A 25,320-nucleotide genomic window follows, 5' to 3' on the forward strand; every position below is an offset into this window, starting at 1 on the left:
CGCGGGGCCGCCCGCATCGTCTCGTCGAATCGTCGAACCAGGAAAACATCGCCCATGCCGGATCGTCCTTCGTCCCGTGTCGCTACCGCCGTCAGGATTCTCGCCGTCACCGTCATGCTGTTGCTGGCCGTTGCGGTGGGCCTGCTGTATTGGGCGCTGCCCGCCGCGACCGGCTATGCGTCGCATTACCTGTGCGTGCGCGTGCTCGCCGGCGGCGACGGTCGCGACGACGGTGCGCGCGCCGTGTTCGCGCGCGAGGTGCAGCCGATCAATCCGTTGTTCGACTTCGTCACGTACCGGATCGACCGTGCGCGACAGACCGTCGAGGCCGCCGGGCTCGGCGTGCTGCGCGCGACGGTCGCGTTGTACCGGCCGGGCCTCGGCTGCACGATCGCGCCGGCCGACGCGCTCGACGCGTTGCGCGTGGAGGGCGATGGCCTCGCGTTGCCGGGCGCGGCGGCCGAGACCGACCACCTCGACGATGCCGCACCGTCCGATCCGCCGCCGGCGCTGGGCGCCGTGCTGGATCGCGCGGTGGCGGAGCCGGCGCCCGGATCGCTGCGCAACACGCTGGCGGTGGTCGTGCGGCAGGACGGCAAGCTCGTCGGCGAGCGGTACGCGCCGGGCGTCACGGCCGACACCCCGTTGCTCGGCTGGTCGATGACGAAGACCGTCACCGCATTGCTGGCGGGCATATTGGCCCGCGACGGCAAACTGACGCTCGCGCAGGATCGCCTGCTGGACGACTGGGCGTCGTCCGGCGACCCGCGCCAGGCGATCCGGTTGCGCGACCTGCTGCAATGGACGAGCGGACTGGACTACCAGGAAGGCTATCTGCCCGGCTCGGACACGACGAAGATGCTCTACCAGTCGACCGACATGGCGCGCTTCGTCGCGAGCCGGCCGCTGAAGGTCGCGCCCGGCCGCGAGGTGGACTACCAGAGCGGCGGGAGCGTGCTGATCGCGAAGATCATCGCGCGCGCGGTCTCGCCGCGGCCGCTCGACATCGTGCCGTTTGCACGGGCGCGGCTGTTCGAGCCGCTCGGCATCCGCACCGCGATGATGGAGCCCGACGCGTCGGGCACGCTGGTCGGCAGCAGCTACATGCTGGCATCGGCGCGGGACTGGTCGAAGCTCGGCCAGCTGATCCTGCAGCACGGCGTGTGGCGCGGCGCGCGCATCGTCGATGAGGACTGGGTGCGTTTCATGGCGACGCCCGAGGCGACCCGGCACGACGGCCGGCTCGGCGCGCATCTGTGGCTGAATGCCGGCGCCGGCGGCGCGCGCCGGTTTCCGTCGCTGCCGGAGGACCTGATGATGATGGACGGCTTCAATCACCAGCTGGTGGTGATCGTGCCGTCGTGCCGCGCGGTCATCACGCGGCTGGGCGCGACGGTGGACCACAGCTGGGACACCGAACGCTTCGTCGCCGACGTGATGGCGAGCCTGCCAGGCTGCGCCGATCCGGCAACCACGACCGCTGCAAGGGAAGCGAATCATGAAGATCACCGTGCGTGACGCCGTGGCCGCCGATATGCCGGCCCTGCGCGAGCTGTTCCTGTACTCGCGCCGCGAGACCTTCGTCTGGCAGCCGGCCGGCGCGTTCGAGCCGGCCGATTTCGACGCCCAGACGGAAGGCGAGCGGCTGAGGGTCGCCGAGGACGGAAGCGGGCGACTCGCCGGCTTCGTGTCGGTCTGGGAGCCCGACCATTTCATCCATCACCTGCACGTGTCCCGGCCGCACCACCGGAGCGGCGTCGGCCGTGCGCTGCTGCGTGCGCTGCCGGGCTGGCCGGCCACCCGCTATCGGCTCAAGTGCCTGCGCGCCAACGCGCCGGCGCTGGCGTTCTATGCGGCGTGCGGCTTCGTCGAGATCGGCGCCGGCAGCGCGGAAGACGGCGAGTACCTGCTGCTCGAGTCCGGCGACAAGGACCGCCGATGACCGTTCACCTGCGGTACTGCCTGCAGCAGGCGGCGTTGTGGGGCACCTTCGGCCTCGTGCTGCCGGTCGTCACGCTGTTCCTGCTGCACAACCATTTCACGCTGTTCGAGATCGGGCTTTACGCGGCGCTGTTCAGCCTGTCGACCATCGCGCTGGAGCTGCCGTTCGGCGCGATGGCCGACCGCGTCGGCCGTATCCGGACCTATCGCGTATCGCTGCTGATGAACAGCGTCGGCTGCGCGCTGATGCTGTGCTTCAGCCAGAAGCCGATGCTGTACCTCGCGGCGGCGAGCTTCGGCATCGCGCGCGCGATGAGTTCCGGGACCGTCGACGCGTGGTATGTCGGCCTGCTGCGCGAGCACGGCGAAACGAAGCGGATTCCGTATTTTCTCGGCCGCGCGGAACTGGCCTCCGCGCTCGGGCTGGCAAGCATGTCGCTGGTCGGCGGCGTGCTCCCGGACCTGATCGGCAGCCGGCTGTTCGACAACCCGTACAAGATCGGCCTGGCTCTCGCATGCGGCCTGTTCGTCGTGCTGCTGGGCCTCACGTCGTGGTTTTTCGCCGAGGCGGAGCAGGCGCCGCGCGAGGCGGTGCCGGCCGGCAGGATGCTCGACGATCTTCGCGAACTGGTCCGGTTCACGTGGCACGGCGGCGCGGTGCGGCCGCTGATCCTGCTCTGCATGCTGCTCGGCGGCGTCGTGTCGGTGCTGGAGAGCTACTGGCCGGTCGTGTTGAAGACGCTCGTGCCGATGCATGGCGCGACCTGGGCGTTCGGCCTGTTCCTCACGCTGATGCTGGTCGTGAAGGGCGCGGGCGGATGGGTGTCGTATCGCGTGATGAAGCAATGCGCCGCGCGGCCGGCGCTCGCCGTGACGCTGCCGTTCGCCGGGCTCGCCGTGAGCCTCGTGCTGACGCGCTGGGCGAATCACGTCGTCGCGTTCGGCGTCGTGCTGAGCGGGGTCGCGCTGTGCCTCGGCATCGCCGGCGCGGTGGTCAACGCGGTGCTGCATCACCGGACGCCCGATGCGCTGCGATCGCGCGCCGTCTCGTTCTTTTCGCTGGTGTTCCAGCTCGGCAGCATGATCGCGTCGGTCCTGCTCGGCTACCTGGTCAGCCAGTGGGGCGTGCAGGCGGTGTGGTGCGGCGTCGGCGTGCTGGTCGCGGCGGCGTCCGGATACGGCGCCACGATCGGCGGCTGGGCCGCCGACCCGGTGGAAGAGGCGAAGGCGACGGCGCGCGTGTAGGGATGGGCGCGCCGGATCGATTCAGGTGCGATGCGTCATGCGGTAGCGGCAATCTTTTTCGTTTGTCACCCCCACGATAGCCAAGGAGAGCGACTTTGAAACAGGAGATGCGCAATGCGATTCACGACACGCTGGATGCGCTCGTGTCCCAGTACGGGATGGCGGAGCTCGAACGCGTGATCGAGTTCGTCGACATCAATACGGGGCGGGTTCCGTTGCCCGTGTTGCCGAAACATCAGCGGCCGTTGCTGTTTTATTTCCCGGGGCTCGACGGGAAGCCGTGGTACGAGGCGTCCGATTATCCGGAACTCGAGGCGTTCACGTCGACGCTCGAGGCGTCGGTCGACGTGCTGCGCGAGGAGTTTCTCGCGCAGGTGACCACGCCGATGCTGCTGCCGTACGAAGAGCAGGTGGCGGGACGGTTCGAGTCGATCCGGCGCAACGACTGGGGGTCGTTCTATTTCAGGCGCAAGGGCGAGCCCGAGGTCGAGGAGAATTGTCGCCGCTGCCCGCGCACCGCGGCGCTGATGCGGGAGGTGCAGGATTTCCTCAGCCCGAGCGGCGCGTTCATCTTTTCGGTGATCCAGGGCGGCACGCGGATTCCGCCGCATTCGGACACGACGAATCTCAAGCTGACCTGCCAGCTTCCGCTGATCGTGCCGCACGGCTCGCGACTGCGCGTCGGCGACGAGACCCGCGAGTGGCCGGATCGGCGCGCGATCATTTTCGACGATACGTTCGAGCATGAGAGCTGGAACGACAGCGACGAGCCGCGGGTTTGCCTGCTGGTCGATATCTGGCATCCGGGCATCACGCGGATCGAGCGGGACGCGCTCGAGCGGCTCGATGCGGCGATCAGCCAGCATCTCGGCCTGGATTTCCGGCCGCCCTGGGCCGAAGCGGCCGCGGCGTAACGCGGGGAAGGGCGGCCGGCGGTCGCCTTTCGATCATCGACCGCTAGCGGCTGGGTCAGGCTGGTATTCGGCACCGCGCTCGTTTTTACACCGGCGCGCGCGGGTGCCGGCCGCGCGCCGCGCCGAGGGAAAGGGCGGCACAGGGCATCTCGCGCCCGTTTTTTCGTGTCTGTCGGGTGGTCGCGCGGGCGCGTGGGATCGAGTTTGAAGGGCCGGAGCGGGAAGCCTTGCGGATATTGGCTGACATCGCGAGCACGATCCAAACTTAAACGAAATGTGATCCCTCGCCGCCGCAAAATTTTGCACAATGACGGCAGCGCGGTTTTCCTCCGCGCTTCGACGCGGGCCGACCGCCCGCCGACCACCGTCATTGAGCTCCGCGCCGACGTGCCGCCGCCCACCGCCATGGACCAACCGAAACGCATCCTGATCGTCGAGGACGACGCCGACATCGCCGACGTGCTGAGCCTGCACCTGCGCGACGAGCGCTACGAGGTCGTGCACAGCGCGGACGGTGCCGAAGGGCTGCGCCTGCTCGAACAGGGCAACTGGGACGCGCTGATCCTCGACCTGATGCTGCCGGGTGTCGACGGCCTCGAGATCTGCCGGCGCGCGCGGGCGATGACGCGCTATACGCCGATCATCATCACGAGCGCGCGGTCGAGCGAGGTGCACCGGATCCTCGGCCTCGAACTCGGCGCCGACGACTACCTCGCGAAGCCGTTCTCGGTGCTCGAACTCGTCGCGCGCGTGAAGGCGCTGCTGCGGCGCGTCGATGCGCTCGCGCGCGATTCGCGGATCGATGCGGGCACGCTCGACGTCGCGGGGCTCGCGATCGACCCGATCGCGCGCGAGGCGAGCGTCGACGGCGCACGCATCGACCTCACGCCGCGCGAATTCGACCTGCTGTATTTCTTCGCGCGCCATCCGGGCAAGGTGTTCTCGCGGATGGACCTGCTGAACGCCGTGTGGGGCTACCAGCACGAAGGCTACGAACACACGGTCAATACCCACATCAACCGTCTGCGCGCGAAGATCGAGGCCGATCCGGCCGAGCCCGTGCGGATCCTGACCGTGTGGGGACGCGGCTACAAGCTCGCCGCGCCGGGCCAGCGGGACGCATGATGAAGCTCACGCTCACCCGGCGGCTGTCGCTCGTGTTCTCGATCCTGCTGCTCGCGTGCTCGGGCGCGTCGGCGTGGCTGCAGATCCGCGCGAACGACATGCGCGAGAAGGAAGTCGTGCAGGCGCTGTCGCGCGACCTGGCCGCCAACATCGCCGGCAGCGCGCCGCTGATGGACGCGAACGGGCTGCGCCCCGACGCCGTGCGCACGCTGTTCGGACAGTTGATGGGCGTGAACCCGAGCGTCGAGGTGTACCTGCTCGACAACACGGGGCGCATCAAGGGCGACGATGCGCCGCCCGGCCACGTGAAGCGCGACCGCGTCGATCTCGCGCCGGTGCAGCGCTTCATCGCGGGCCAGCCGCTGCCGATCCTCGGCGACGATCCGCGCAGCCCGGACGCGCGCAAGGTGTTCAGCGCCGCGCCGCTGCAGCGCGCGGGGCAGCCGCCGTCGGGCTACATCTACGTGGTGCTGCTCGGCGAGGCGCATGACCGGCTCGCCGCGCGCGTCGACGCCGGCAACGTGCTGCGCACGACGCTGTGGTCGATGGCGATCGTCGCGCTGCTCGGCCTGCTCGCGGGCCTCGTTGCCTTCGGCTTCATCACGCGCCCGCTGCGCCGGCTGACGGCCGCGATGCGCGACTTCGACGCGAACGGTGCGCCCCGCGCGCCGGGTGGGCCCGACACGCCCGACACGCCGCCGCCGGTGCTGCGCTTGCCGCCGGGCCGCCGCGGCGACGATATCGCGGTGCTCGAATCCGCGTTCGCGCAGATGGCCGACCGGATCGGCGACCAGTGGCGCGCGCTGACGCGCCAGGACCAGCAGCGGCGCGAACTGATCACGAACATCTCGCACGACCTGCGCACGCCGCTCACGTCGCTGCACGGCTATCTGGAGACGCTGTCGCTGAAGGCCGACACGCTGCCCGAGCCCGAGCGGCGGCGCTACCTGTCGATTGCACTCGCGCAGAGCGCGAAGGTCGGGCGGCTTGCGCAGGCGCTGTTCGAACTCGCACGGCTCGAATCGGGCGGCGTGCAGGCCGAGCGCGAGCCGTTCTCGCTCATCGATCTCGTGCAGGACGTGTTCCAGAAATTCGAGCTGGCCGCGCAATCGCGTGGGGTCGCGCTGCATGCGCGGATTCCGCCGCGCGTGCCGGTCGTGTCGGCCGACCTCGGGATGATCGAGCGCGTGCTGACCAACCTGCTCGACAACGCGCTGCGGCACACGCCTTCGCACGGCGAGGTCGAGATCGCGCTGGCGCCGCAGGGCGACCGCGTGATCGTGACCGTATCGGATACCGGGGAAGGGATTCCGGCGGCGCGGCGCGAAGGGCTGTTCCAGCGGCCGCAGCGGCCGATGAGCGGCGGCACGGCGACGAGCGGCGGGCTCGGCCTGTTGATCGTGCACCGGATGCTGGCGCTCAACGGCAGCGGCATCCGGCTCGTCGATCGGCCCGGGCGCGGCGCGGTGTTCGAGTTCGCGCTGGCAGTCGCGTCGCCGGCGGCGGGCGACGGCACGCACTGACCGCGCCCGGCAGGCGCTACTTGCCGCGCTTGCGTCGCACGTCGCTCGGCGTCGTGCCGGTCCAGCGCTTGAATGCGTGGCGGAATCCCACTGCATCGCTGAAGCCGAGTGTCAGCGCGATGTCCTCGGTGCTGAGCGTGGTCGTGCCGAGATAGTCGATCGCGAGCGCCTTGCGCACGCTCGTCAGCAGTTCGCTGTACGACGTGCCTTCGGCTTCGAGCTTGCGGCGCAGCGTGCGCGACGTCATGCACAGGCTCTCGGCGATCGCGTCGATGTCCGGGAATTGTCCCGGCGTGCGGGTGAGCTCCTCGTAGACGCGTCGCGTGATGCCCGATCGGCTGCGCAATTCGTCGAGCAATTGCGCGCAGTGCGACGACATCTGCGCGGCGGTGATCGGATTCGCGAGCTGCGGCGCACGCGCGAGCCACGCCGCCGGATAGCTGAGCACGTGATGCGGCTGGTCGAATGCGATCGGGCATTCGAGCGCGTCGGCCAGCAACGCCCCGTGCGGCGGCCGCGGCTGCGCGAACTGCGCGCGCGCGGGCACGCACCATCCGCCCATCACGTCCTTGATGATCGTCACGTGCAGCGCGAACTGCATGTCGATCAGGAAACGGTACAGCGACTCGTCGAGGCAGGGCAGCGCGACGTCGTGCCGGTCCGGAAACAGCCATGACGCGGTGTCCCCCTGTTCGACCCAGCGGATCGGCAGCATGCCGTTCGCGAGCCGGTGATATTTGACGGCCGAATCGAACGCGCGCGCGAGCGATTCCGAGCACAGCATCGCGTAGCCGTACATGCCGTAGCTCGACGCACGCAGCAGGCGGCCGACGCGCACGCCAAGGTCGGTGCCGTCGTACCGGCCGACCGCATTGCGTGCGGCCGTCAGGAACTGCAGCGGCGACGTGAGCGTGAACGGGTCCGCGACGTCGGCCGGCGCGAGGCCGGTGCCGGCGAGCACCGTCGCCGGGTCGAGGCCGGCTTGCGCGGCCACGTCGACGAGCACGGCCAGCTTGGCCGGCGTGAAGCGCTGCTCGCGCAACGCGTGGGCGGCCGCGGCATCCGGCAGCCGGATGGGGCGGGCGTCGGTCGGTTTGAAGAGCGCACTGCGCGGCATGACGGAATCCTGCGTCCGAATCGATATCGTTGACGGCACGCAATTCTGCTCGGGAACGGTCCCATTCGCCACCGGGTTCACCCTGATGCGCCGACGGAGCTGCCCGGGCGGACAGGTGTTCGCCGTGTGATGTTGCGCAGCACGCGCTTCGCCTGTCCGTTTCGATCATGTTTCGGCCGCCCGGATCATTTGCAAAGCGCGTCGTGCGCGCGATAGTCGCCGATCAGGCGGCGGCCCGCGTCCTTCCGGCGTGCAGGCTGCCGTGCGAACGGCACGCAGGCTGGCGTGCCGTCCCCAGAGGAGTGAGACATGACGAACAGACACTGGCTCGGGTCGTATGGCCCGATCCCCGCCGAGATCGACGCCGATCGCCATCCTTCCGTCAGCGCGCTGCTGGACGACGCGATGCACCGCTTCGCCGACCGTCCGGCGTTCCATGCGTTCGGCCGCACACTTGCCTATGCCGACGTCGAACGCCTGTCGAGCGCGCTGGCCGCGTATCTGCAGCAGGTCGTCGGCGTGCGCAAGGGCGACCGCGTGGCCGTGATGCTGCCCAACGTGCTCGCGTTTCCGGTCGTGTTCGTCGCCGTCGCGAAGATCGGGGCGGTCCAGGTCAACGTGAATCCGCACTACACCGCGCGCGAGCTCGAGCATCAGCTCAACGACGCGGGGGTCGAGGTGGCGATCGTCTGCGGCGGGTCGATGGGCACGTTCGCGGAGGTGATCGGCGGCACGCGCGTGCGCACCGTGCTGAGCGTGGGGCGCGACGATCTCGGCGTCGTCGATGCGCCGGCCGGCGCGTGCGACGCACTGCCGCCCGGTTCGATCGCGCTCGCGCAAGCCATCGCCGCCGGCGAATCGCTCGCGTGCGAGCCGGTTGCGCTGAGCGGCGCGGACCTGTTGCTGCTGCAGTACACGGGCGGCACGACCGGCCTGTCGAAGGGCGCGGCGCTGTCGCATCGCAACCTCGTCGCGAACGTCGCGCAGTTCGCGGCGATCGTGCCGGATGCGCGCCAGCCGGGCGAGGAGGTCGTCGTCACGGCGATCCCGCTGTATCACATCTTCGCGCTGACGGTGAACTTCCTGTCCTACTTCGCGATCGGCGCGCAGAACTGGCTCGTCGCGAACCCGCGCGACATGGACGGGTTCGTCGACGTGCTGAAGGCCGCGCGGCCGACGGTGTTCGTCGGCGTGAACACGCTGTACGCGGGGCTCGCCGGCCATCCGCGGCTGAAGGAAGTCGACTGGTCGCGGCTGAAGCTGTCGGCCGGCGGCGGCGCGGCGGTGATCGACGTGATCTCGTCGCGCTGGAAGGCGGTGACGGGCAATTTCATCCGCGAAGGCTACGGGCTGTCGGAAACGTCGCCGGTCGTGTCGTTCAACCCGCAGTCGATCGACCGGTTCACCGGCACCACGGGCGTGCCGCTGCCGTCGACCGACGTGAAGCTGCTCGACGACCAGGATCGCGAGGTGGCGATCGGCGACGCGGGCGAGATCTGCGTGAAGGGGCCGCAGGTGATGAGCGGCTACTGGCAGAAGCCGGACGCGAACGCGGCCGCGTTCACCGCGGACGGCTATTTCCGCACCGGCGACGTCGGCGTGTTCGACGCGGCCGGCTTCCTGCGGATTGTCGACCGCAAGAAGGACATGATCATCGTGTCCGGCTTCAACGTGTACCCGAACGAGGTGGAAGCGGTCGCGACCGCGCTGCCGGGCGTCGCCGAATGCGCGTGCATCGGCGTGCCGGACCCGCGCACGGGCGAGGCCGTCAAGCTGTTCGTGGTGCTCGCGCCGGACGCCGACGTGACGGAGGCGCAGCTCGTCGCGCATTGCCGCGCGAGCCTGGCCGCGTACAAGGTGCCGAAGCTCGTGCGCTTCGTCGACCGGCTGCCGAAGTCGACGGTCGGCAAGATCCTGCGCCGGGAACTCAGCCGCGCCGACTGATGACGGCGCCGCGCCGCGCGGCCCAGGCTGCGCGGCCCGGTGCGCGGAAAGCCCCGAAGGTGGCGCGCGGGCCGCTCAAGTACAATGCGGTCGGTTCGATCGACGGGGACGCGATGACCGGCTCAGATTCACTTTCCGCCCGGCCCGGGCGTGCGCTGCCGTCGCCGAGCGCGACGGTGCCGATCTCGCTCGTCAACGGCTTTCTCGCGAGCGCGGGCGTGCAGCGCGACGTGGTCGAGCGCTACCTGCGCGGCGCCGGCATTCCGATCGAGCTGCTCGGCGAGCCGCATGCGCGCGTGACGGAGGAGCAGTTCTCGACGCTGTATCGCACGCTCGCGATCGACCTCGACGACGAGATGCCCGGCATCTTCTCGCGCCCGTTGCGCGGCGGCACGCTGAAGTACCTGTGCCTGAGCCTGCTCGATGCGCGCAACCTCGAAACGGCGCTGCATCGTTTCGGGCAATTCTTCCATATCCTGCTCGACGACTTCTTCGTCGAATCGAAGCGCGACGAGCTCGTCGCGCAGGTGCTGCTGCGCCCGAACGACGCCATCGGGCCGATCGGCGCGCTCGGCCAGGAGTTGATGCTCAAGCTCGTGCACGGCGTGTGCTCCTGGCTGATCGGCCAGAAAATTCCGCTGCTGCAGATCGAGTTCGCGTGCCCGCGGCCGCGCCATGCGGTCGACCACCTGTACTTCTTCACCGGCGCCGTGCAGTTCGACCGCGAGCGCACGCTGATGCGCTTCAGTGCCGATTACCTCGACGCGCCGATCCGGCAGAGCAAGCGCAACCTGCGCAAGTTCCTCGCGCGCGCGCCGGGCGACTGGATCTTCGAATCGTTCAGCGAGCAGCTCGTGTGCCATCGCGTGCGGCAGTACCTGTCGGCGGCGCTGCCGGATCTGCCCGTGATCGATCAGGCGGCCGAGCACCTGCATTGCTCGGTGCGCACGCTGAGCCGCCATCTCGCCGCCGAAGGGACGACGTTCCAGGTGCTGAAGGACGAGCTGCGGCGCGATATCGCGATCCAGCGGCTGACCGATACGCCCGACACGATCGCGGCGATCGGCGCCGATATCGGCTTCGACGACCCGAGCGCGTTTCATCGCGCGTTCAGGCACTGGACGGGCAGCACGCCGGGGACGTATCGGCGCCGCGCGTGACGCCGGAGTGGGGCCGGGTATCGCGGGTTCGCCGGTTCGAGGATCGCATCCCATAACCGGCTCCTTTGCGGTGTTCACGGCCGGTTTTTCAGAGGACACTCCCATAACCGGCTCCCTTTGCCGCACCGAGCCGGGGAGCCGCGCGTGCGCCCGGTCGCTTTTTTGGCGCGCGTTGCCGCCATTGTCGAGACGGACGGACCGGGCGCCGACGCCCGCCCGACGGGCTTCACCGCCAGGCGCAAGGGTCGCGGGCGGCGTGCGCCGTGGCCGGTTTTGTCACCATGTGGGCCGGATATGACAATGGGAATCGGGATCCCCGGCGTTAGGATGGCCCATCGCGTCGCCCGGCACTGGCCGGTTTTGCCGTACCGGCCCCCGTGGCGCCCTATTCACCGCCTGAATGGAACATCGACCATGAGCTATAACGCCCCCGTCAAGGACATGCTGTTCGTGCTGAAGGAACTCGCAGGCATCGACGCCGTTGCGCAGTTGCCGGGCTTCGAGGATGCGGGTTACGACACGGCGCAGGCCGTGCTCGACGAATCCGCGAAATTCTGCGGCGAGGTGCTGGCGCCGCTGAACGTCGAAGGCGACCGCAACCCGAGCAGCTGGAAGGACGGCGTCGTGACCGCGACGCCGGGCTTCGGCGCAGCGTTCCGCCAGTTCGTCGAAGGCGGCTGGCAGGGGCTGCAGCATCCGGCCGAATACGACGGCCAGGGCCTGCCGAAGCTGATCGCGACGCCGTGCATCGAGATGCTGAACGCATCGAACCTGTCGTTCGCGCTGTGTCCGCTGCTGACCGACGGCGCGATCGAGGCGCTGCTGACGGCCGGCACCGACGCGCAGAAGCAGCGCTACGTGCCGAAACTGATCTCGGGCGAGTGGACCGGCACGATGAACCTGACCGAGCCGCAAGCCGGTTCGGATCTCGCGCTGGTGCGCTCGCGCGCGGAGCCGCAGGGCGACGGCACGTACAAGGTGTTCGGCACGAAGATCTTCATCACGTGGGGCGAGCACGACATGGCGGACAACATCGTCCACCTGGTGCTGGCGCGCACGCCGAACGCACCGGAAGGCGTGAAGGGCATCTCGCTGTTCATCGTGCCGAAGTTCATGGTCAACGAAGACGGCTCGCTCGGCGCGCGCAACGACGTGCACTGCGTGTCGATCGAGCACAAGCTCGGGATCAAGGCGAGCCCGACCGCGGTGCTGCAATACGGCGATCACGGCGGCGCGACCGGTTACCTGGTCGGCGAAGAGAATCGCGGCCTCGAATACATGTTCATCATGATGAACGCGGCGCGCTTCGGCGTCGGGATGCAGGGGATCGGCGTGGCCGACCGCGCGTACCAGAAGGCCGCCGCATTCGCGAAGGAACGCGTGCAGAGCCGCCCGGTGGACGGCTCGGCGAAGCAGTCGGTGACGATCATCCATCACCCGGACGTGCGCCGGATGCTCGGCACGATGCGTGCGTTGACCGAAGGCGCGCGGGCGCTGGCCTACGTGGCCGCCGCGCACAGCGACATTGCCCACCGCCATGCGGACGACGCGACGCGCGCGCGTCATCAGGCCATCTACGAATATCTGGTGCCGGTCGTGAAGGGCTGGAGCACCGAGATGGTGAACGACGTGGCGAGCCTCGGCGTGCAGGTGCACGGCGGGATGGGCTTCATCGAGGAGACGGGCGCCGCGCAGTACTACCGCGACGCGCGGATCCTCGCGATCTACGAAGGCACGACCGCGATCCAGGCGAACGACCTCGTCGGCCGCAAGACGCTGCGCGACGGCGGCGCGGTCGCAAAGGCGCTGATCGCCGAGATCGGCGACACGGTCGCGGCGCTCGGCAAGCTCGACGGCGCGGCGGCCGCATCGATGAAGGCGCAACTGGAGAAGGGTGCGCGCGCGTTGTCGGCGGTGGTCGACTACGTGCTGGCGAACGCGAAGCAGGACCCGAACGCGGTGTTCGCGGGCAGCGTGCCGTACCTGAAGCTCGCGGGCGTCGTGCTGTGCGGATGGCAGATGGCGCGCGCGCTGCTGGCCGCGCACGCGAATCGCGCGAGCGACGTCGCGTTCTTCGATGCGAAGATCGCGATCGCCCAATGCTATGCGGAGCACGTGCTGGTGCAGGCGAGTGCGCTCGAAGCGTCGATCGTCGGCGCGAAGGGCAACGAGAGCGTGCTCGCGTTGACGGAAGACCAGTTCTGACCGCTGACGGTCGGGACGCAGCAGGAGACAGGATTTTGACCACACAGGACTTGCTCGCGCAATACGGCCCGCGCGAATCGATGGAATACGACGTCGTGATCGTCGGCGGCGGCCCCGCCGGGCTGTCGGCGGCGATCCGGCTCAAACAGCTGGCCGCCGAGAAAGGCACCGAGATCGGCGTGTGCGTGCTCGAGAAGGGTTCCGAGATCGGCGCGCACATCCTGTCGGGCGCGGTGATGGACCCGCGCGCGATCACCGAGCTGTTTCCCGACTGGAAGGAGCGCGGCGCGCCGCTCGACGTCGAGGTGAGCGAAGACCGCTTCCTGTTCCTGTCCGAGAAGAGCGCGGTGACCACGCCGAACTGGGCGCTGCCCGACAACTTCAAGAATCACGGCAACTACGTGATTTCGCTGGGCAACGTGACCCGCTGGCTTGGCCAGCAGGCCGAGGCGCTCGGCGTGGAAATCTTCCCCGGCTTCCCGGCCGCGGAGATTCTCTACAACGACGACGGCTCCGTGAAAGGCGTCGCCACCGGCAACATGGGCGTGGGCAAGGACGGCGAGCCGACCGAGAACTTCCAGCTCGGCATGGAGCTGCACGCGAAGTACACGCTGTTCGCCGAAGGCTGCCGCGGCCATCTGGGGCGGCAACTGATCGCGAAGTACAAGCTCGACGCGAACGCCGATCCGCAGGCGTACGGGATCGGCATCAAGGAACTGTGGGAAATCGATCCCGCGAAGCACAAGCCGGGCCTGGTGATCCACACGGCCGGCTGGCCGCTGAAGCCGGATACGTACGGCGGCTCGTTCCTGTATCACATGGACAACAACCAGGTCGTGGTCGGCTTCGTGGTGGGCCTGGGCTACACGAACCCGTACCTGTCGCCGTTCGAGGAGTTCCAGCGCTACAAGACGCATCCGTCGATCCGCGCGTTCCTCGAAGGCGGCAAGCGCGTGTCGTACGGCGCGCGCGCGATCACGGCCGGCGGCCTGCTGTCGCTGCCGAAGACGGTGTTCCCGGGCGGCGCGCTGATCGGCGACGACGCGGGTTTCCTGAACGCATCGCGGATCAAGGGCAGCCATGCGGCGATCAAGACCGGCATGCTGGCGGCCGACGCCGCGTTCGACGCGGTGCAGGCCGGCCGCCAGTCGGACGAGCTGAATGCGTACCCCGATGCGTTCAAGCAATCGTGGCTGTACACGGAGCTGTACCGCGCGCGCAACTTCAAGCAGTGGATGGCCAAGGGCCTGTACCTGGGCACGCTGATGGTCGGGCTGGAGCAGAAGGTGATGGGCGGCAACGTGCCGTGGACGCTGCATCACCAGCATGCGGACCACGAGATGCTGAAGCCGGCGTCGCAGTGCGAGCCGATCGCGTATCCGAAGCCGGACGGCAAGCTGACGTTCGACCGGTTGTCGTCGGTGTTCATCTCGAATACGAACCATGAGGAGAACCAGCCGGCGCACCTGACGCTGAAGGATGCGAACGTGCCGGTGAACGTGAACCTGCGCACGTACGCGGGGCCGGAGGCGCGCTTCTGCCCGGCGGCGGTGTACGAGTTCGTGAAGAACGACGACGGCGGCGATCGCCTCGTGATCAACGCGCAGAACTGCGTGCACTGCAAGACCTGCGACATCAAGGACCCGACGCAGAACATCGTGTGGGTCACGCCCGAAGGCGGCGGCGGGCCGAATTACCCGAACATGTAACGCAACGTATCCCCGCGCCCGCGGGCGCGAACGAACCGGAGTGAGACGATGAGCAATGCAGCGAAGGAAGTCGTGGTGGTGAGCGGTGTCCGTACCGCGATCGGTGATTTCGGCGGCAGCCTGAAGGATTTCTCGCCGACCGACCTCGGCGCGAAGGTGGTCGCCGAAGTGCTGTCGCGCGCGAACGTGCCGGGCGATGCGGTCGGGCATGTCGTGTTCGGCCACGTCGTGAACACCGAGCCGAAGGACATGTACCTCGCGCGCGTCGCGGCGATCAACGGCGGCGTCGCGCAGCACACGCCGGCGCTGACCGTGAACCGCCTGTGCGGCTCGGGCCTGCAGGCGATCGTGTCGGCCGCGCAGACGATCATGCTCGGCGACGCCGACGTCGCGATCGGCGGCGGGTCGGAAAGCATGAGCCGTGCGCCGTACACCGTGCCGGCCGCGCGCTTCGGCCAGCGCATGGGTGACGCGAAGCTCGTCGACATGATGCTCGGCGCGCTGCACGACCCGTTCCAGACGATCCACATGGGCGTGACGGCCGAGAACGTCGCGAAGAAATACGACATCTCGCGTGACGCGCAGGATGCGCTGGCGCTCGAATCGCATCGCCGCGCGGCGCGCGCGATCGCCGAAGGGCGCTTCAAGGACCAGATCCTGCCGATCTCGATCCGCACGAAGAAGGGCGAGGTCGCGTTCGACACCGACGAGCATGTGCGGCACGACGCGAGCGCGGACGATTTCACGAAGCTCAAGCCCGTGTTCGCGAAGGAGAACGGCACCGTGACGGCCGGCAACGCATCGGGCATCAACGATGCCGCTGCCGCCGTGCTGATGATGAGCGCGGACGCCGCACGCGCGCAGGGCGTGAAGCCGCTCGCGCGCCTCGTCGCGTATGCGCATGCGGGCGTCGATCCGGCGTACATGGGCATCGGCCCGGTGCCGGCCACGCAGAAGGCGCTCGAACGCGCCGGCCTGAAGATCGCCGATCTCGACGTGATCGAAGCGAACGAGGCGTTCGCCGCGCAGGCGTGCGCGGTCACGCAAGAGCTCGGCCTCGATCCCGCGAAGGTCAACCCGAACGGCTCGGGCATCTCGCTCGGTCACCCGATCGGCGCGACCGGCGCGCTGATCACGGTGAAGGCGCTGTACGAGCTGAAGCGCATCGGCGGGCGTTACGCGCTCGTCACGATGTGTATCGGCGGCGGCCAGGGGATTGCCGCAATCTTCGAGAACATCTGATAATCGACCGCTCAGCATCCGAATACACAGGAATCGTCATGGCCATCGAAACCGTCGGCGTCGTGGGCGCCGGAACCATGGGTAACGGCATTGCGCAAACCGCTGCCGTCGCCGGACTGAACGTCGTGATGATCGACGTCAGCGACGCCGCGCTCGACAAGGGCCTCGCGACGCTGAAGGGCAGCCTCGAGCGGCTCGTGTCGAAGGACAAGCTCGCGGCCGACGCACGCGATGCGGCGCTCGCGCGCATCACGACGTCGACCGACTACGCGACGCTCGCCTCGGTCGACATCGTGATCGAGGCCGCGACCGAGAACGTCGAGCTGAAGGGCCGCATCCTGAAGCAGATCGAGGCCGTCGCGCGCCCGGACGCGATCATCGCGACCAACACGTCGTCGATCTCGATCACCGCGCTTGCGGCGCCGCTCGCCGATCCGTCGCGTTTTCTCGGCATGCACTTCTTCAACCCGGTGCCGCTGATGCCGCTCGTCGAGATCATCCGCGGGCTGCAGACGAGCGACGCGACCGCGTCGGCCGTGCGCGCGCTGACCGAGCGTTTCGACAAGTCGCCGATCGGCGTGCGCAATTCGCCGGGGTTCGTCGTGAACCGGATCCTGGTGCCGATGATCAACGAGGCGTTCTTCGTGCTGGCCGAAGGGATCGCGTCGGCCGAGGAAATCGACGCGGGGATGAAGCTCGGCGCGAACCACCCGATCGGGCCGCTCGCGCTGGCCGACCTCGTGGGCCTCGACGTGTGCCTCGCGGTGATGGACGTGTTCCTGAAGGACTTCGGCGATCCGAAGTATCGCGCGTGTCCGCTGCTGCGCGAGATGGTGTCGGCGGGCAGGCTCGGGCGCAAGACCGGGCGTGGGGTGTACGACTACAGCAAGTAAGCGGCACTTCATCCCACTTCGCGCGGCCGCCTTCGGGCGGCCGCGTGCTTTGTATGGCGCTCCGGCCGCCGCGATTTAGGCGCGGACCGCCCGAGCAGCGCGTTACAACAGCCGCTCGGACAGCACGCGGAACGCGACGTCGGGCACGACGAAGCACAGCGGTTCGCCGATCGCGCCGATGCGGGCAAGGAAGTCGCCGCCGGCGGGCCCGACCGTTTTCAGCGGTTGCACCGCGTCGACGTCGATCGGCAGGTCGATCGACGCATACGCGAGGCGGTCGCAGTCCTCGACATGGGCGACGGCCGCGTGCTGCAGCGACAGCGCTGCGACGGCCGCGCGCCAGTCGTCGAAGAACGGGGCGAATGCATCGGGCAACGTCCGGTCGTGCGACGCTTCGGCCGTGCAGCGGAAGTCGGGCGCGCTGCCGCCGCTGCCTGCCAGCCGCGTGTCGTAGCGTCCGTCGCGTGCCTCATGCGTGAAGGGCCGCGCGAGATGCGACGGTAGCGCATCGCTGAACAGCCGGCTGCCGAGCGCATAGAGCGGGTGATCGAACACGTTCTTCACGAACAGCACGGTGCGCTCGGCCGGCGCGCCGTTCGGCAGCGCGTCGACGTAGAGCCGCCAGTTGCTCTGCAGCGGCGACGGAAATACGCGCCGCAGCGGGCCGGCGACACGCGGGCCGAAATGCCGATGCCGGTAGGTGAGCGTCGTGAACAGCGTGCGGCCGCCGCGGCTCGCGAGCGTGACGCCGCGCGGCACGAGGTGCGCGACGGCCGCGACATCGACGACCCACGTGCAATACACGACATGCTCGACGTCGCTCGCGAGCTGCAGGAACGGCAGCCGCGACAGCAGCGCGCGGCGGGCGCGCAGCAGCGGGCCGCTCGCGACGATCCGGTTGGCGAGCCGGCCGGCGAAGCCGGGGGACGGGTAGACGAAGGCGTTGTCGTGGCGCATGGGCGGCATTGTGCCGAGGTTGTCGCATGCGGGGAAGCCGTCGGGCACGTGTCCTGGGCCGAGCGCGCGCCTGTCCGCCGGGGCGATGCCGCACGGTGCTGCTCGCGCGATACATTGCCACGGCCGGTCCTGATGCGTGATGCATGCACGCGAAGGCCGGCCATTCGCGTGTCAATACCCCGAACCGCCGCCGCCTAGATCGCTGACGATCGCCACCCCCGAACTCGTCCCGAGCCGCGTCGCGCCGGCTTCGAGCATCGCGAGCGCGGCCGCGCGGTCGCGCACGCCGCCCGACGCCTTCACGCCGAGCGTCGGCCCGACCGTGCGGCGCATCAGCGCGACGTCGGCGAGTGTCGCGCCGCCGTGGCCGAACCCGGTCGACGTCTTCACGAACGCGACGCCGAGATCGCGGCACATCTCGCACACGCGCACCTTCTCGTCGTCGGTCAGCAACCCCGTTTCGAGGATCACCTTGAGCGGCACCGTGCCGCACGCGCGATGCACGGCGTCGATGTCGGCCTTCACGTCGTCGGCGCGGCCGCTTTTCAGCGCGCCGATGTTGATCACCATGTCGATCTCGCCGGCGCCCGCCGCGATCGCGGCGGTGGCCTCGAACGCCTTCGCGGCGGACAGCCCCGCGCCGAGCGGAAAGCCGACCACGGCGCAGACGAGCACGCCGGTATCGGCCAACTCGCGCGCGGCGAGCGGCACGTTCGCCGAATTCACGCAGACCGAGTAAAAGCGATGCTCGGCCGCCTGGCGGCAGAGTTCGCGGATCTGCGCGTCGCTCGCGTCGGGCGCGAGCAGCGTGTGATCGATGGTTTGGGCGAGTTGGGCGTTGGAAAGCGGCATGTGTCAGGACTCCACGGATCGTGTGCGGAAAGGGCACACGGAAAGTTGATGTTTTCACATCGGTTTGTTACAAATACGACATTCCGGCCGGGCCCGCGCGCCCGGCACGACGAGCGACTCACGCGGCGGGCACGCAGGATACAGGCATGGAAACAAAGAAGGGCGAACGGATCAAGACATTGATGAACGTGCTGCAAGGGCAGAACGCGATTCATCTGAGGGAAGTCGCCGAGCTGTTCGGCGTGTCCGAAATGACGATCCGCCGCGATCTCGCGGACAACCCGCACGGCCTCAGCCTGATCGGCGGCTACGTGACGCGCCATTTCGCCGCGCAGCGCAGCGACATCGGCGAGTACCTGATCAGCGCCGAGAACAACCGGCAGACCGAGGAAAAGCGCCGCATCGGCAAGCTGGCCGCGCAGTTCGTGACGACCGGCGACACGATCTTCGTCGACTGCGGGTCGACCACGCCGTTCATCGTCGATTTCATTCCGGACGACCTCGAGTTCACGGCGGTCTGCAATTCGCTGAACGTGTTCGCGAAGCTGCAGCAGAAGCCGCATTGCAACGTGATCCTGTGCGGCGGCGCGTATCACCGGCAGAACATGGTGTTCGAATCGGTCGCCGAAACGGGCATTCTCGATTCGGTGCGCGTGTCGAAGGCGTTCATCTCGGCGGCCGGCGTGAGCGAGCGCTGCGGCGTCACGTGCTTCAACTTCCACGAAGTCGATGCGAAGAAGAAGGTGATGGCGCGCGCGCAGAACCGCTTCCTGCTGGTCGACCACACGAAGTTCGACGAAGTGCGCGCGGCCTATTTCGCCGAACTGACCGATTTCAACTACGTGATCTCCGACGGGCAACTGAGCCGCCGCTACGAAACGGCGATCCGCGAGCACGGAATCGCGCTCGTGACCTGACGCGGCGCCGTGCATCGGGTCACGCATCGCGCGCTTCCGCCGCGCTGAGGTAGCCGGTGAGCACCTCGAAGCGGCGCGATGCGCCGGGCGCCAGCGCCGCGACGTGGCCCTTGCGGCGCTCAGCTTCGTAACCCTCCGGCTCGCAGGTCGACGGCAGCGCGAACGCGGCCACCTGCTGATCGGCGTTGTGCAGGATCCAGCGCGTCGCATGCGGGAATTGCGCGGGGCGGTATGCGGTGTGGAACGCGCCGCCGTCCGGATGCGCGAGCCGGAAATGCGCGACACCGTCGGCGTCCGTTGCCACGTCGTTCATGAAGAACACGATCTCCGGGTCGTACAGCGCGGGCGCATCGAGTGTCGCGAGCCGCACCGGATCGCGCGCCAGCGTGGCCGTGTAGTCGCGCCACGCGGCGGTCGGCTTCACGTGCGCGGGCACGCTGTCGCGCAGCCGCATGCCGCCGCGCGGCAGCGACTGCACGAAGCGGCCGCCGGGCACGTATGCGTAGTTCAGGTGCGCCATGTACATCAGGTCCATCGGCGCGCCGCCGAGGTTCGTCACGTCCATCGCGATCGTCATCCGCGCGTCGTGTTCGGCCAGCCGCACCGACGGACGCGCGACGTAGTGGCTGCCGAAGCCCTGCACGTATTCGTATTCGCCGGTCACTTCGACCGTCGCGCCGCGCGCATCCATGCCGACGACGAGGCTCGCGCGGTCCATCGGCGCGCACGGCATCTCGCCGTGCAGCGCGTGCGTGTCGTCCGGCCCCGGGCAGCCGTTGCGCAGCAGCCCGCTATGGAACATGAAGCAGCCGTAGGTATCGATGATCGACACCGCGCGCTTCGGCTGCCGGAACATGTGCTTCATCGTCAGGTCGCGGCCGTCGAATTCGGCGGCCCAGATCATCTGGCCGAGATACGGCAGCACGACCAGATGACCGCGTCGGTTCTCGAGCTTCAGCGCCTCGACGCCGGACGGATACGCGAACGCGGTGACGGTGAGGCCGTCGGTACGGTACAGCGTGCGCGGCGCTTCGCGGAAGTCGTCGCGCCGCAATTCGATCTCGCCGCGCATGGTCAGGCGCCCGACGTGTTGCGCGTCGCGGCGTAGCGTGCGGACGCATGGTCGCCGGCCGCCGCGTCGGGCGTCGCCGCCGGCAGGTGGCGCAGGCAGTAGAAGCCGTAGTACACGATCACGACGAAGCACAGGAGCGGCACGACGAACGCAAGCTGCATGTTGCCGCCGGTGTGATCGGAGATCAGCCCCTGGATCAGCGGCACGACCGCGCCGCCGACGATGCTCATCACGAGGATCGAGCCGCCGTATTCGGTGTCCTTGCCGAGGCCGTCGATCGTCAGCCCGTAGATCGTCGGCCAGCACGGGCCGAGGAAGATGCTCACGCACACGGCCGCATAGACTGCCGTGATGTTGTGCACGCTGATCGTGTACGCGAGCAGCGCGATGCACAGGATGCCGTAGACGATCAGCACCTTGGCCGGGCCGACGCGTTTCATCACGAGCGTCGCGACCAGCTTGCCGACGAAGAACGCGAAGAACGTCGCGAGCAGATAGCGCGATGCGCCGCGCTCGGTGAGGCCGCCGATCTGCATCGCGAGCCGGATCGTGAAGCTCCACACGCCGACCTGCGCGCCTACATACAGGAATTGCGCGACGATGCCCGCGACGAAGCGCCGGTTGCCGAACAGTCTTGCGAGCGTGCCGCGCGCGTCGATCCGGTGCGTGACCGCGCTCGCGCCGTTGCCCTTGCAGGCCGGGTACGGCGTGAGCGCGAACACGATGAAGACGGCGACGAGCACGACGATCAGCCACTTGTACGGTTCGAGCGTGGCCTGGATCATCGCGAGCTGGTGCGTGTGCGCATCGGCGGCCGACATCGCCGCGAGCTGGGCATGCGACGCGTCGCCTTCCTTGAAGATCAGGAAGCTGCCCATGTAGACGCCGGCCATCGCGCCGAACGGATAGAACGTCTGCGAGATGTTCAGCCGCCGCGTGCTGGTGTCGCGCGGGCCCATCAGCGTCGAATACGAGTTCGACGCCGTTTCGAGAAACGACAGGCCCGCGGCGATCACGAACAGCGCGACGAGGAACATCCCGTACTTCGCCATCGACGCGGCCGGGAAGAACAGCAGGCAGCCGGTCGTGTAGAGCAGCAGGCCGACGAGGATCGTCGTCTTGTAGCTGAACTTCTTCACGACGGTCGCGGCCGGAATCGCGAGGAAGAAGTAGCCGAGATAGAACGCGGACTGCACGAACGCCGATTCGAAATCGGACAGGAAGAACGATTTCTTGAACTGCGCGATCAACACGTCGTTCAGGTTCGCGGCGGTGCCCCACAGCGCGAACAGGCAGCACAGCAGCGTGAACGCGAAGAGCGGCGTGCGATTCAGGTAATAGCCGTCGGGTGTGTGTTCGATCGGGGTCCGGCTCATGGGTGTCTCCTTCCCAATGTCTCGTCGATGAAGGCGCCGATCAGAAGCCGGCGTCGCGGAGAAAGCGTTCGAACGTCGCGGCGTCGGCATACGATTTCTGCGTGCCGAGGCCCGTGACCGAATGCGCGGCGTACGCGGACGCGTAGCGCATCGCATCGATGGCGTCGCGCGACGCCGCATAGCAGCGCGCGAAGCAGCCGATATACGCGTCGCCGGCGCCCGTCGTGTCGCGCGCGTCGACGGGCACGCCCGGCACGTGGTGCGCGCCGTGACGCGACACGAGCAGCGAACCGTTGCTGCCGAGCGTGACGAGCACGTGCTTGAGCCCGCGTGCGACCAGCGCTTCGGCGGCGCGGGCGGCGCTTTCGCGCGAATCGACCGGCATGCCCGACACGATCGCGAGCTCGGTTTCGTTCGGCACGAAGAATTCGACGGAACGGATGCGTTCGAAATCGAGGTCGGCCACGGCGGGGGCCGGGTTCAGCAACACGGGAATGCCGTGCCGCGCGCCGAATTCGATCGCGTGATAGACGGTGTCGAGCTCGATTTCGAGTTGCAGCACGATCAGCGCGCATTCGGCGAGCATCGGCGCGGCCGCGTCGATGTCGGCCGGCCGCAGATGGCGGTTCGCACCCTTGACGATCAGGATGCTGTTGCTCGAATCGGGCTCGACGAAGATCGGCGCGACGCCGCTCGGCACGCCGGGGACCTTGCGCACGTGCGTGGTATCGATGCCTTCGCGCTCGAAGTTGCGGATCGTGTTGTCGGCGAACACGTCGTCGCCGACCTTGGTGACCATCACGACGCGCGCGCCGAGGCGTGCGGCCGCGACGGCCTGGTTCGCGCCCTTGCCGCCGCAGCCGAGCTCGAAGTTCGGCGCCTCGAGCGTTTCGCCCCGGGCGGGCATGCGCGCGACGTAGGTCACGAGGTCGACCATGTTGCTGCCGATGACGGCGATTGTCTCCATCTGTGTCTCTTCCTTGGTATAGGGGCGGCCGTATGCGTGAGGGGCGGCGGGTCGCGACAGGTGATAATAAAATCACATGGAATGTGAAAATGCAATCCTATGATGTTATGAGGGTCACTTTTTTGGCCGCCGGAAAGGCAGAGGCGCTGGTATGTCGACCTTCCGATCGGGGATGAAGGCGTTGTGCAGGCCGGTCGTCGGATTGTGATGCGAAAAATACGTATAATACGTATTCATTGCTTCGCGGAGGCGACCATGCCCACTATCACCGCCACCGAACTGGCGCGTCACACCCGCCAAATCCTCGATCAGGTCGCCCAGCGCCGCGAGACCGTCGTGGTCGAGCGCAACCAAACCGTGATCGCGCGCCTGGTGCCCGCCGACCCTGTCATGAACGCCGCGCAGGCGCTCGAGGGCCTGCCGCAGAATCTCGGCGCGGACGGCGCGGCCCGCTGGTTGCGCGACAGCCGCGTCGGCTTCGACGACGGAGTGCGCGACCCGTGGGCGTGATCATCGACAGCTGCGTATGGGTCGGTCTCGCCGGCGGCACCGTCGACGCGCGCGCCGTGATCGACACCGCCGGCGACGCACCGGTGTTCATCTCGACGATCTCGCTGGGCGAACTGGCGTTCGGCGTGCAGTCCTGCGCCGACGCCGCCGAGCGCGCGCGGCGGGGGGCCCATCTGCGTCAGCTCGAGCTGCGCCCCGTGCTCGATGTCACACGCCACACCGCCGCCGCGTTCGGCGTGCTGGCCGCCGCGGTCAAGCAGGCCGGCCGCTCGCCGCGCCCGCGCTGCAACGATCTGTGGATCGCGGCGCAGGCGATCGAGCACGGCTACGCACTGATGACGCTGAACGTGGCGGATTTCGCGGACCTGCCGGGATTGAACGTGCGGGTGCCGACCACTGCCGACGGGAATTGAACGGCTCTCGAACAACGCACGGCCGCGACGGCCGGCGCTACAACGGTATCGCGAAAGAGTCGACACAGGTCGTCGCGACGCGGTGGATAGTGACAACCTTAATACGCAGCAAGCAAGCGCCTGAATAACTCGCTTGCGGAGCGAAATGCGTTTTCGCCGAGAAGCGCCGCGTCGGTCAGCGATTCACGACCGAGTACACGAGCGTGCCGGAGAACATCAACAGCACGAGCGACGCGCCGCGCAGCAGCGTCGACGTGCGGGCGGCCCACGCGCGTTGCGAAGTGAGGAGCCCGCCGAGGGACGACCAGCCCACACCGATCGGCGCGAGCACGACCAGAAATACGACGAGCGCCCACGCGAAATAGTGCGCCGACCTGAACGCCTCCAACGGAAACAGCGTGCTCGAGAACAGCAGCGCCTTCGGGTTCATCATCGTCGCGACGAACACGTCGCGAAAGCGCACCGGCGCGACCGACACGTCCTGCAGCACGCGGCTATGCGTCCACATCCGGAGCGCGAGGAAAAAGATATAGACGGAACTCGCGAGCTTGACCGCGTCGTAAAGCCAGGGCCGGCCTGCAGCGAACGCGGACAGGAAGAATCCCCATACGGCAATCGCGATCGCATAGCCGAGCGCCTCGGCGACGACCAGCGGCCACGTGCCGCGCAGGCCGACCTTCAGCCCGGACGACAGCAGCAGCGTATTGGTCGGCCCTGGCACGATCAGCACCAGCGAGACGTACATCGACATCTTCAGCAACGCTTCCTGGATGGGCACGCGGCCTCCTCGATTCGTCAGTGTCGCGGTTCGCGGCAGGCCGAAGCCGGCGCACCGCTGAAATGGCGGTTGACCTTCATGCACAGATCGTTCGATCTGCGCGTTCCGTGAACTTGCCCGTCTGCGCCGCATGGCCTTCGTTCTGCTCGGGCACATCATGACGAATTTCTCTGCCGACGAGTCGGATTATTTTTGGGTCGAGATCACGATCGTCGAAATGTGAAACGGTCGGCGGATTTGCATTTGAAGTGGTGAATTCTTTGTTTCTTTCATGTTAATTCCGTCAGTCATTCCATATATTTTTGGCGAAATGATTCTCGAATCATGCGCTCCAAATGAAAAAATGAATTTTGTTGTTTCGAAAAAGTTGAATCGACTGTTGTGAGGTAATTAATCGATATTTTCCGGTATTTAGAATTTCTCTGAACAACCGGCGATTGATATGAAATTTTTCGAGGTG

General features: G+C 67.9%; 22 protein-coding genes. 15 read left to right on the top strand and 7 right to left on the bottom strand.

Annotation, left to right across the window (positions count from 1 at the left end; translation table 11 throughout):
* Window positions 1–54: 54 nt before the first annotated feature.
* From A9Z05_RS19450 to A9Z05_RS19475, 6 genes are all read left to right on the top strand, one after another.
* Window positions 55–1,518 (top strand): serine hydrolase, encoded by a 1,464-nt coding sequence (locus tag A9Z05_RS19450; RefSeq protein WP_069619522.1) that lies wholly within the window; start codon window positions 55–57, stop codon window positions 1,516–1,518.
* The gene (locus tag A9Z05_RS19455) at window positions 1,499–1,942 is read left to right on the top strand and encodes a GNAT family N-acetyltransferase (RefSeq protein ID WP_069619523.1); all 444 of its coding nucleotides are present in this window, start codon (window positions 1,499–1,501) and stop codon (window positions 1,940–1,942) included. Before A9Z05_RS19450 ends, A9Z05_RS19455 begins: the two co-directional genes overlap by 20 nt.
* A complete protein-coding gene (locus tag A9Z05_RS19460; RefSeq protein ID WP_069619524.1) occupies window positions 1,939–3,186 on the top strand; it encodes an MFS transporter in 1,248 nt (415 codons plus the stop codon). The genes A9Z05_RS19455 and A9Z05_RS19460 overlap by 4 nt, the downstream gene beginning before the upstream one ends.
* Window positions 3,187–3,281: 95 nt before the next feature.
* Window positions 3,282–4,100: an aspartyl/asparaginyl beta-hydroxylase domain-containing protein gene (locus tag A9Z05_RS19465; RefSeq protein WP_084044335.1), complete on the top strand. Its 819-nt coding sequence runs from the start codon at window positions 3,282–3,284 to the stop codon at window positions 4,098–4,100.
* 405 nt (window positions 4,101–4,505) lie between these two features.
* The gene (locus tag A9Z05_RS19470) at window positions 4,506–5,225 is read left to right on the top strand and encodes a response regulator transcription factor (RefSeq protein WP_050016036.1); all 720 of its coding nucleotides are present in this window, start codon (window positions 4,506–4,508) and stop codon (window positions 5,223–5,225) included.
* The gene (locus tag A9Z05_RS19475) at window positions 5,225–6,748 is read left to right on the top strand and encodes a HAMP domain-containing sensor histidine kinase (protein WP_069619526.1); all 1,524 of its coding nucleotides are present in this window, start codon (window positions 5,225–5,227) and stop codon (window positions 6,746–6,748) included. Before A9Z05_RS19470 ends, A9Z05_RS19475 begins: the two co-directional genes overlap by 1 nt.
* Before the next feature lie 16 nt (window positions 6,749–6,764).
* On the opposite strand, the gene A9Z05_RS19480 is transcribed toward A9Z05_RS19475, so the two are convergent.
* Window positions 6,765–7,865 carry an AraC family transcriptional regulator gene (locus tag A9Z05_RS19480; protein WP_069619527.1) on the bottom strand — a complete coding sequence of 367 codons (1,101 nt, stop codon included), beginning with the start codon at window positions 7,863–7,865 and terminating at the stop codon, window positions 6,765–6,767.
* Between the two features lie 309 nt (window positions 7,866–8,174).
* Between A9Z05_RS19480 and A9Z05_RS19485 the strand changes: the two genes are divergently transcribed.
* From A9Z05_RS19485 to A9Z05_RS19510, 6 genes are all read left to right on the top strand, one after another.
* Window positions 8,175–9,809, top strand: coding sequence for an AMP-binding protein (locus tag A9Z05_RS19485; protein WP_069619528.1), 1,635 nt, complete (start codon window positions 8,175–8,177; stop codon window positions 9,807–9,809).
* Window positions 9,809–10,969, top strand: a complete 1,161-nt coding sequence (locus tag A9Z05_RS19490; protein ID WP_069619529.1) for an AraC family transcriptional regulator — start codon at window positions 9,809–9,811, stop codon at window positions 10,967–10,969. Before A9Z05_RS19485 ends, A9Z05_RS19490 begins: the two co-directional genes overlap by 1 nt.
* A 414-nt stretch (window positions 10,970–11,383) precedes the next feature.
* Window positions 11,384–13,174, top strand: coding sequence for an acyl-CoA dehydrogenase (locus tag A9Z05_RS19495; RefSeq protein ID WP_069619530.1), 1,791 nt, complete (start codon window positions 11,384–11,386; stop codon window positions 13,172–13,174).
* A gap of 80 nt (window positions 13,175–13,254) precedes the next feature.
* Complete coding sequence (locus tag A9Z05_RS19500) at window positions 13,255–14,883, top strand: electron transfer flavoprotein-ubiquinone oxidoreductase (RefSeq protein WP_371090904.1); 1,629 nt, start codon at window positions 13,255–13,257, stop codon at window positions 14,881–14,883.
* 48 nt (window positions 14,884–14,931) lie between these two features.
* A complete protein-coding gene (gene bktB, locus A9Z05_RS19505) occupies window positions 14,932–16,125 on the top strand; it encodes a beta-ketothiolase BktB (RefSeq protein ID WP_069619532.1) in 1,194 nt (397 codons plus the stop codon).
* 38 nt (window positions 16,126–16,163) lie between these two features.
* Window positions 16,164–17,018 (top strand): 3-hydroxybutyryl-CoA dehydrogenase, encoded by an 855-nt coding sequence (locus A9Z05_RS19510; RefSeq protein ID WP_069619533.1) that lies wholly within the window; start codon window positions 16,164–16,166, stop codon window positions 17,016–17,018.
* A gap of 102 nt (window positions 17,019–17,120) precedes the next feature.
* On the opposite strand, the gene A9Z05_RS19515 is transcribed toward A9Z05_RS19510, so the two are convergent.
* Together A9Z05_RS19515 and deoC are read right to left on the bottom strand one after the other, a co-directional pair.
* Window positions 17,121–17,984 carry a DUF2071 domain-containing protein gene (locus A9Z05_RS19515; RefSeq protein WP_069619566.1) on the bottom strand — a complete coding sequence of 288 codons (864 nt, stop codon included), beginning with the start codon at window positions 17,982–17,984 and terminating at the stop codon, window positions 17,121–17,123.
* 162 nt (window positions 17,985–18,146) lie between these two features.
* A complete protein-coding gene (gene deoC, locus A9Z05_RS19520) occupies window positions 18,147–18,827 on the bottom strand; it encodes a deoxyribose-phosphate aldolase (protein WP_069619534.1) in 681 nt (226 codons plus the stop codon).
* Between the two features lie 146 nt (window positions 18,828–18,973).
* On the opposite strand from deoC, the gene deoR reads away from it, so the two are divergent.
* A complete protein-coding gene (gene deoR / locus A9Z05_RS19525) occupies window positions 18,974–19,744 on the top strand; it encodes a DNA-binding transcriptional repressor DeoR (protein ID WP_012337409.1) in 771 nt (256 codons plus the stop codon).
* A gap of 19 nt (window positions 19,745–19,763) precedes the next feature.
* On the opposite strand, the gene A9Z05_RS19530 is transcribed toward deoR, so the two are convergent.
* The 3 genes from A9Z05_RS19530 to rbsK are packed head-to-tail and all read right to left on the bottom strand — an operon-like array spanning window position 19,764 to window position 23,159.
* Complete coding sequence (locus A9Z05_RS19530) at window positions 19,764–20,816, bottom strand: aldose 1-epimerase family protein (protein ID WP_069619535.1); 1,053 nt, start codon at window positions 20,814–20,816, stop codon at window positions 19,764–19,766.
* A 2-nt stretch (window positions 20,817–20,818) separates the two neighbouring features.
* Window positions 20,819–22,192, bottom strand: a complete 1,374-nt coding sequence (gene fucP / locus A9Z05_RS19535; RefSeq protein ID WP_069619536.1) for an L-fucose:H+ symporter permease — start codon at window positions 22,190–22,192, stop codon at window positions 20,819–20,821.
* 40 nt (window positions 22,193–22,232) lie between these two features.
* The gene (gene rbsK, locus A9Z05_RS19540) at window positions 22,233–23,159 is read right to left on the bottom strand and encodes a ribokinase (protein ID WP_069619537.1); all 927 of its coding nucleotides are present in this window, start codon (window positions 23,157–23,159) and stop codon (window positions 22,233–22,235) included.
* A gap of 255 nt (window positions 23,160–23,414) precedes the next feature.
* Here rbsK and A9Z05_RS19545 point away from each other — a divergent pair, with 255 nt between their 5' ends.
* Together A9Z05_RS19545 and A9Z05_RS19550 are read left to right on the top strand one after the other, a co-directional pair.
* Entirely contained in the window at window positions 23,415–23,669 is a 255-nt protein-coding gene (locus A9Z05_RS19545) for a type II toxin-antitoxin system Phd/YefM family antitoxin (RefSeq protein WP_069619538.1), read from the top strand.
* Complete coding sequence (locus A9Z05_RS19550) at window positions 23,660–24,082, top strand: type II toxin-antitoxin system VapC family toxin (protein WP_069619539.1); 423 nt, start codon at window positions 23,660–23,662, stop codon at window positions 24,080–24,082. The genes A9Z05_RS19545 and A9Z05_RS19550 overlap by 10 nt, the downstream gene beginning before the upstream one ends.
* A gap of 175 nt (window positions 24,083–24,257) precedes the next feature.
* Here A9Z05_RS19550 and A9Z05_RS19555 read toward each other — a convergent pair whose 3' ends face one another.
* Window positions 24,258–24,860 carry a LysE family translocator gene (locus A9Z05_RS19555; protein WP_034175540.1) on the bottom strand — a complete coding sequence of 201 codons (603 nt, stop codon included), beginning with the start codon at window positions 24,858–24,860 and terminating at the stop codon, window positions 24,258–24,260.
* Between the last annotated feature and the right edge of the window lie 460 nt (window positions 24,861–25,320).

It is taken from the genome of Burkholderia sp. A2, assembly GCF_001729305.1.
GTDB classification, from domain to species: domain Bacteria; phylum Pseudomonadota; class Gammaproteobacteria; order Burkholderiales; family Burkholderiaceae; genus Burkholderia; species Burkholderia sola.

Coding starts and splice junctions, on each gene's coding strand:
- A9Z05_RS19450 (WP_069619522.1), top strand. CDS start 55: ATGCCGGATCGTCCTTCGTCCCGTGTCGCTACCGCCGTCAGGATTCTC.
- A9Z05_RS19490 (WP_069619529.1), top strand. CDS start 9,809: ATGACGGCGCCGCGCCGCGCGGCCCAGGCTGCGCGGCCCGGTGCGCGG.
- A9Z05_RS19545 (WP_069619538.1), top strand. CDS start 23,415: ATGCCCACTATCACCGCCACCGAACTGGCGCGTCACACCCGCCAAATC.
- deoC (WP_069619534.1), bottom strand. CDS start 18,827: ATGCCGCTTTCCAACGCCCAACTCGCCCAAACCATCGATCACACGCTG.
- A9Z05_RS19460 (WP_069619524.1), top strand. CDS start 1,939: ATGACCGTTCACCTGCGGTACTGCCTGCAGCAGGCGGCGTTGTGGGGC.
- A9Z05_RS19475 (WP_069619526.1), top strand. CDS start 5,225: ATGAAGCTCACGCTCACCCGGCGGCTGTCGCTCGTGTTCTCGATCCTG.
- A9Z05_RS19510 (WP_069619533.1), top strand. CDS start 16,164: ATGGCCATCGAAACCGTCGGCGTCGTGGGCGCCGGAACCATGGGTAAC.
- A9Z05_RS19470 (WP_050016036.1), top strand. CDS start 4,506: ATGGACCAACCGAAACGCATCCTGATCGTCGAGGACGACGCCGACATC.
- bktB (WP_069619532.1), top strand. CDS start 14,932: ATGAGCAATGCAGCGAAGGAAGTCGTGGTGGTGAGCGGTGTCCGTACC.
- A9Z05_RS19455 (WP_069619523.1), top strand. CDS start 1,499: ATGAAGATCACCGTGCGTGACGCCGTGGCCGCCGATATGCCGGCCCTG.
- fucP (WP_069619536.1), bottom strand. CDS start 22,192: ATGAGCCGGACCCCGATCGAACACACACCCGACGGCTATTACCTGAAT.
- A9Z05_RS19530 (WP_069619535.1), bottom strand. CDS start 20,816: ATGCGCGGCGAGATCGAATTGCGGCGCGACGACTTCCGCGAAGCGCCG.
- deoR (WP_012337409.1), top strand. CDS start 18,974: ATGGAAACAAAGAAGGGCGAACGGATCAAGACATTGATGAACGTGCTG.
- A9Z05_RS19515 (WP_069619566.1), bottom strand. CDS start 17,984: ATGCCGCCCATGCGCCACGACAACGCCTTCGTCTACCCGTCCCCCGGC.
- A9Z05_RS19500 (WP_371090904.1), top strand. CDS start 13,255: ATGGAATACGACGTCGTGATCGTCGGCGGCGGCCCCGCCGGGCTGTCG.
- A9Z05_RS19485 (WP_069619528.1), top strand. CDS start 8,175: ATGACGAACAGACACTGGCTCGGGTCGTATGGCCCGATCCCCGCCGAG.
- A9Z05_RS19495 (WP_069619530.1), top strand. CDS start 11,384: ATGAGCTATAACGCCCCCGTCAAGGACATGCTGTTCGTGCTGAAGGAA.
- rbsK (WP_069619537.1), bottom strand. CDS start 23,159: ATGGAGACAATCGCCGTCATCGGCAGCAACATGGTCGACCTCGTGACC.
- A9Z05_RS19480 (WP_069619527.1), bottom strand. CDS start 7,865: ATGCCGCGCAGTGCGCTCTTCAAACCGACCGACGCCCGCCCCATCCGG.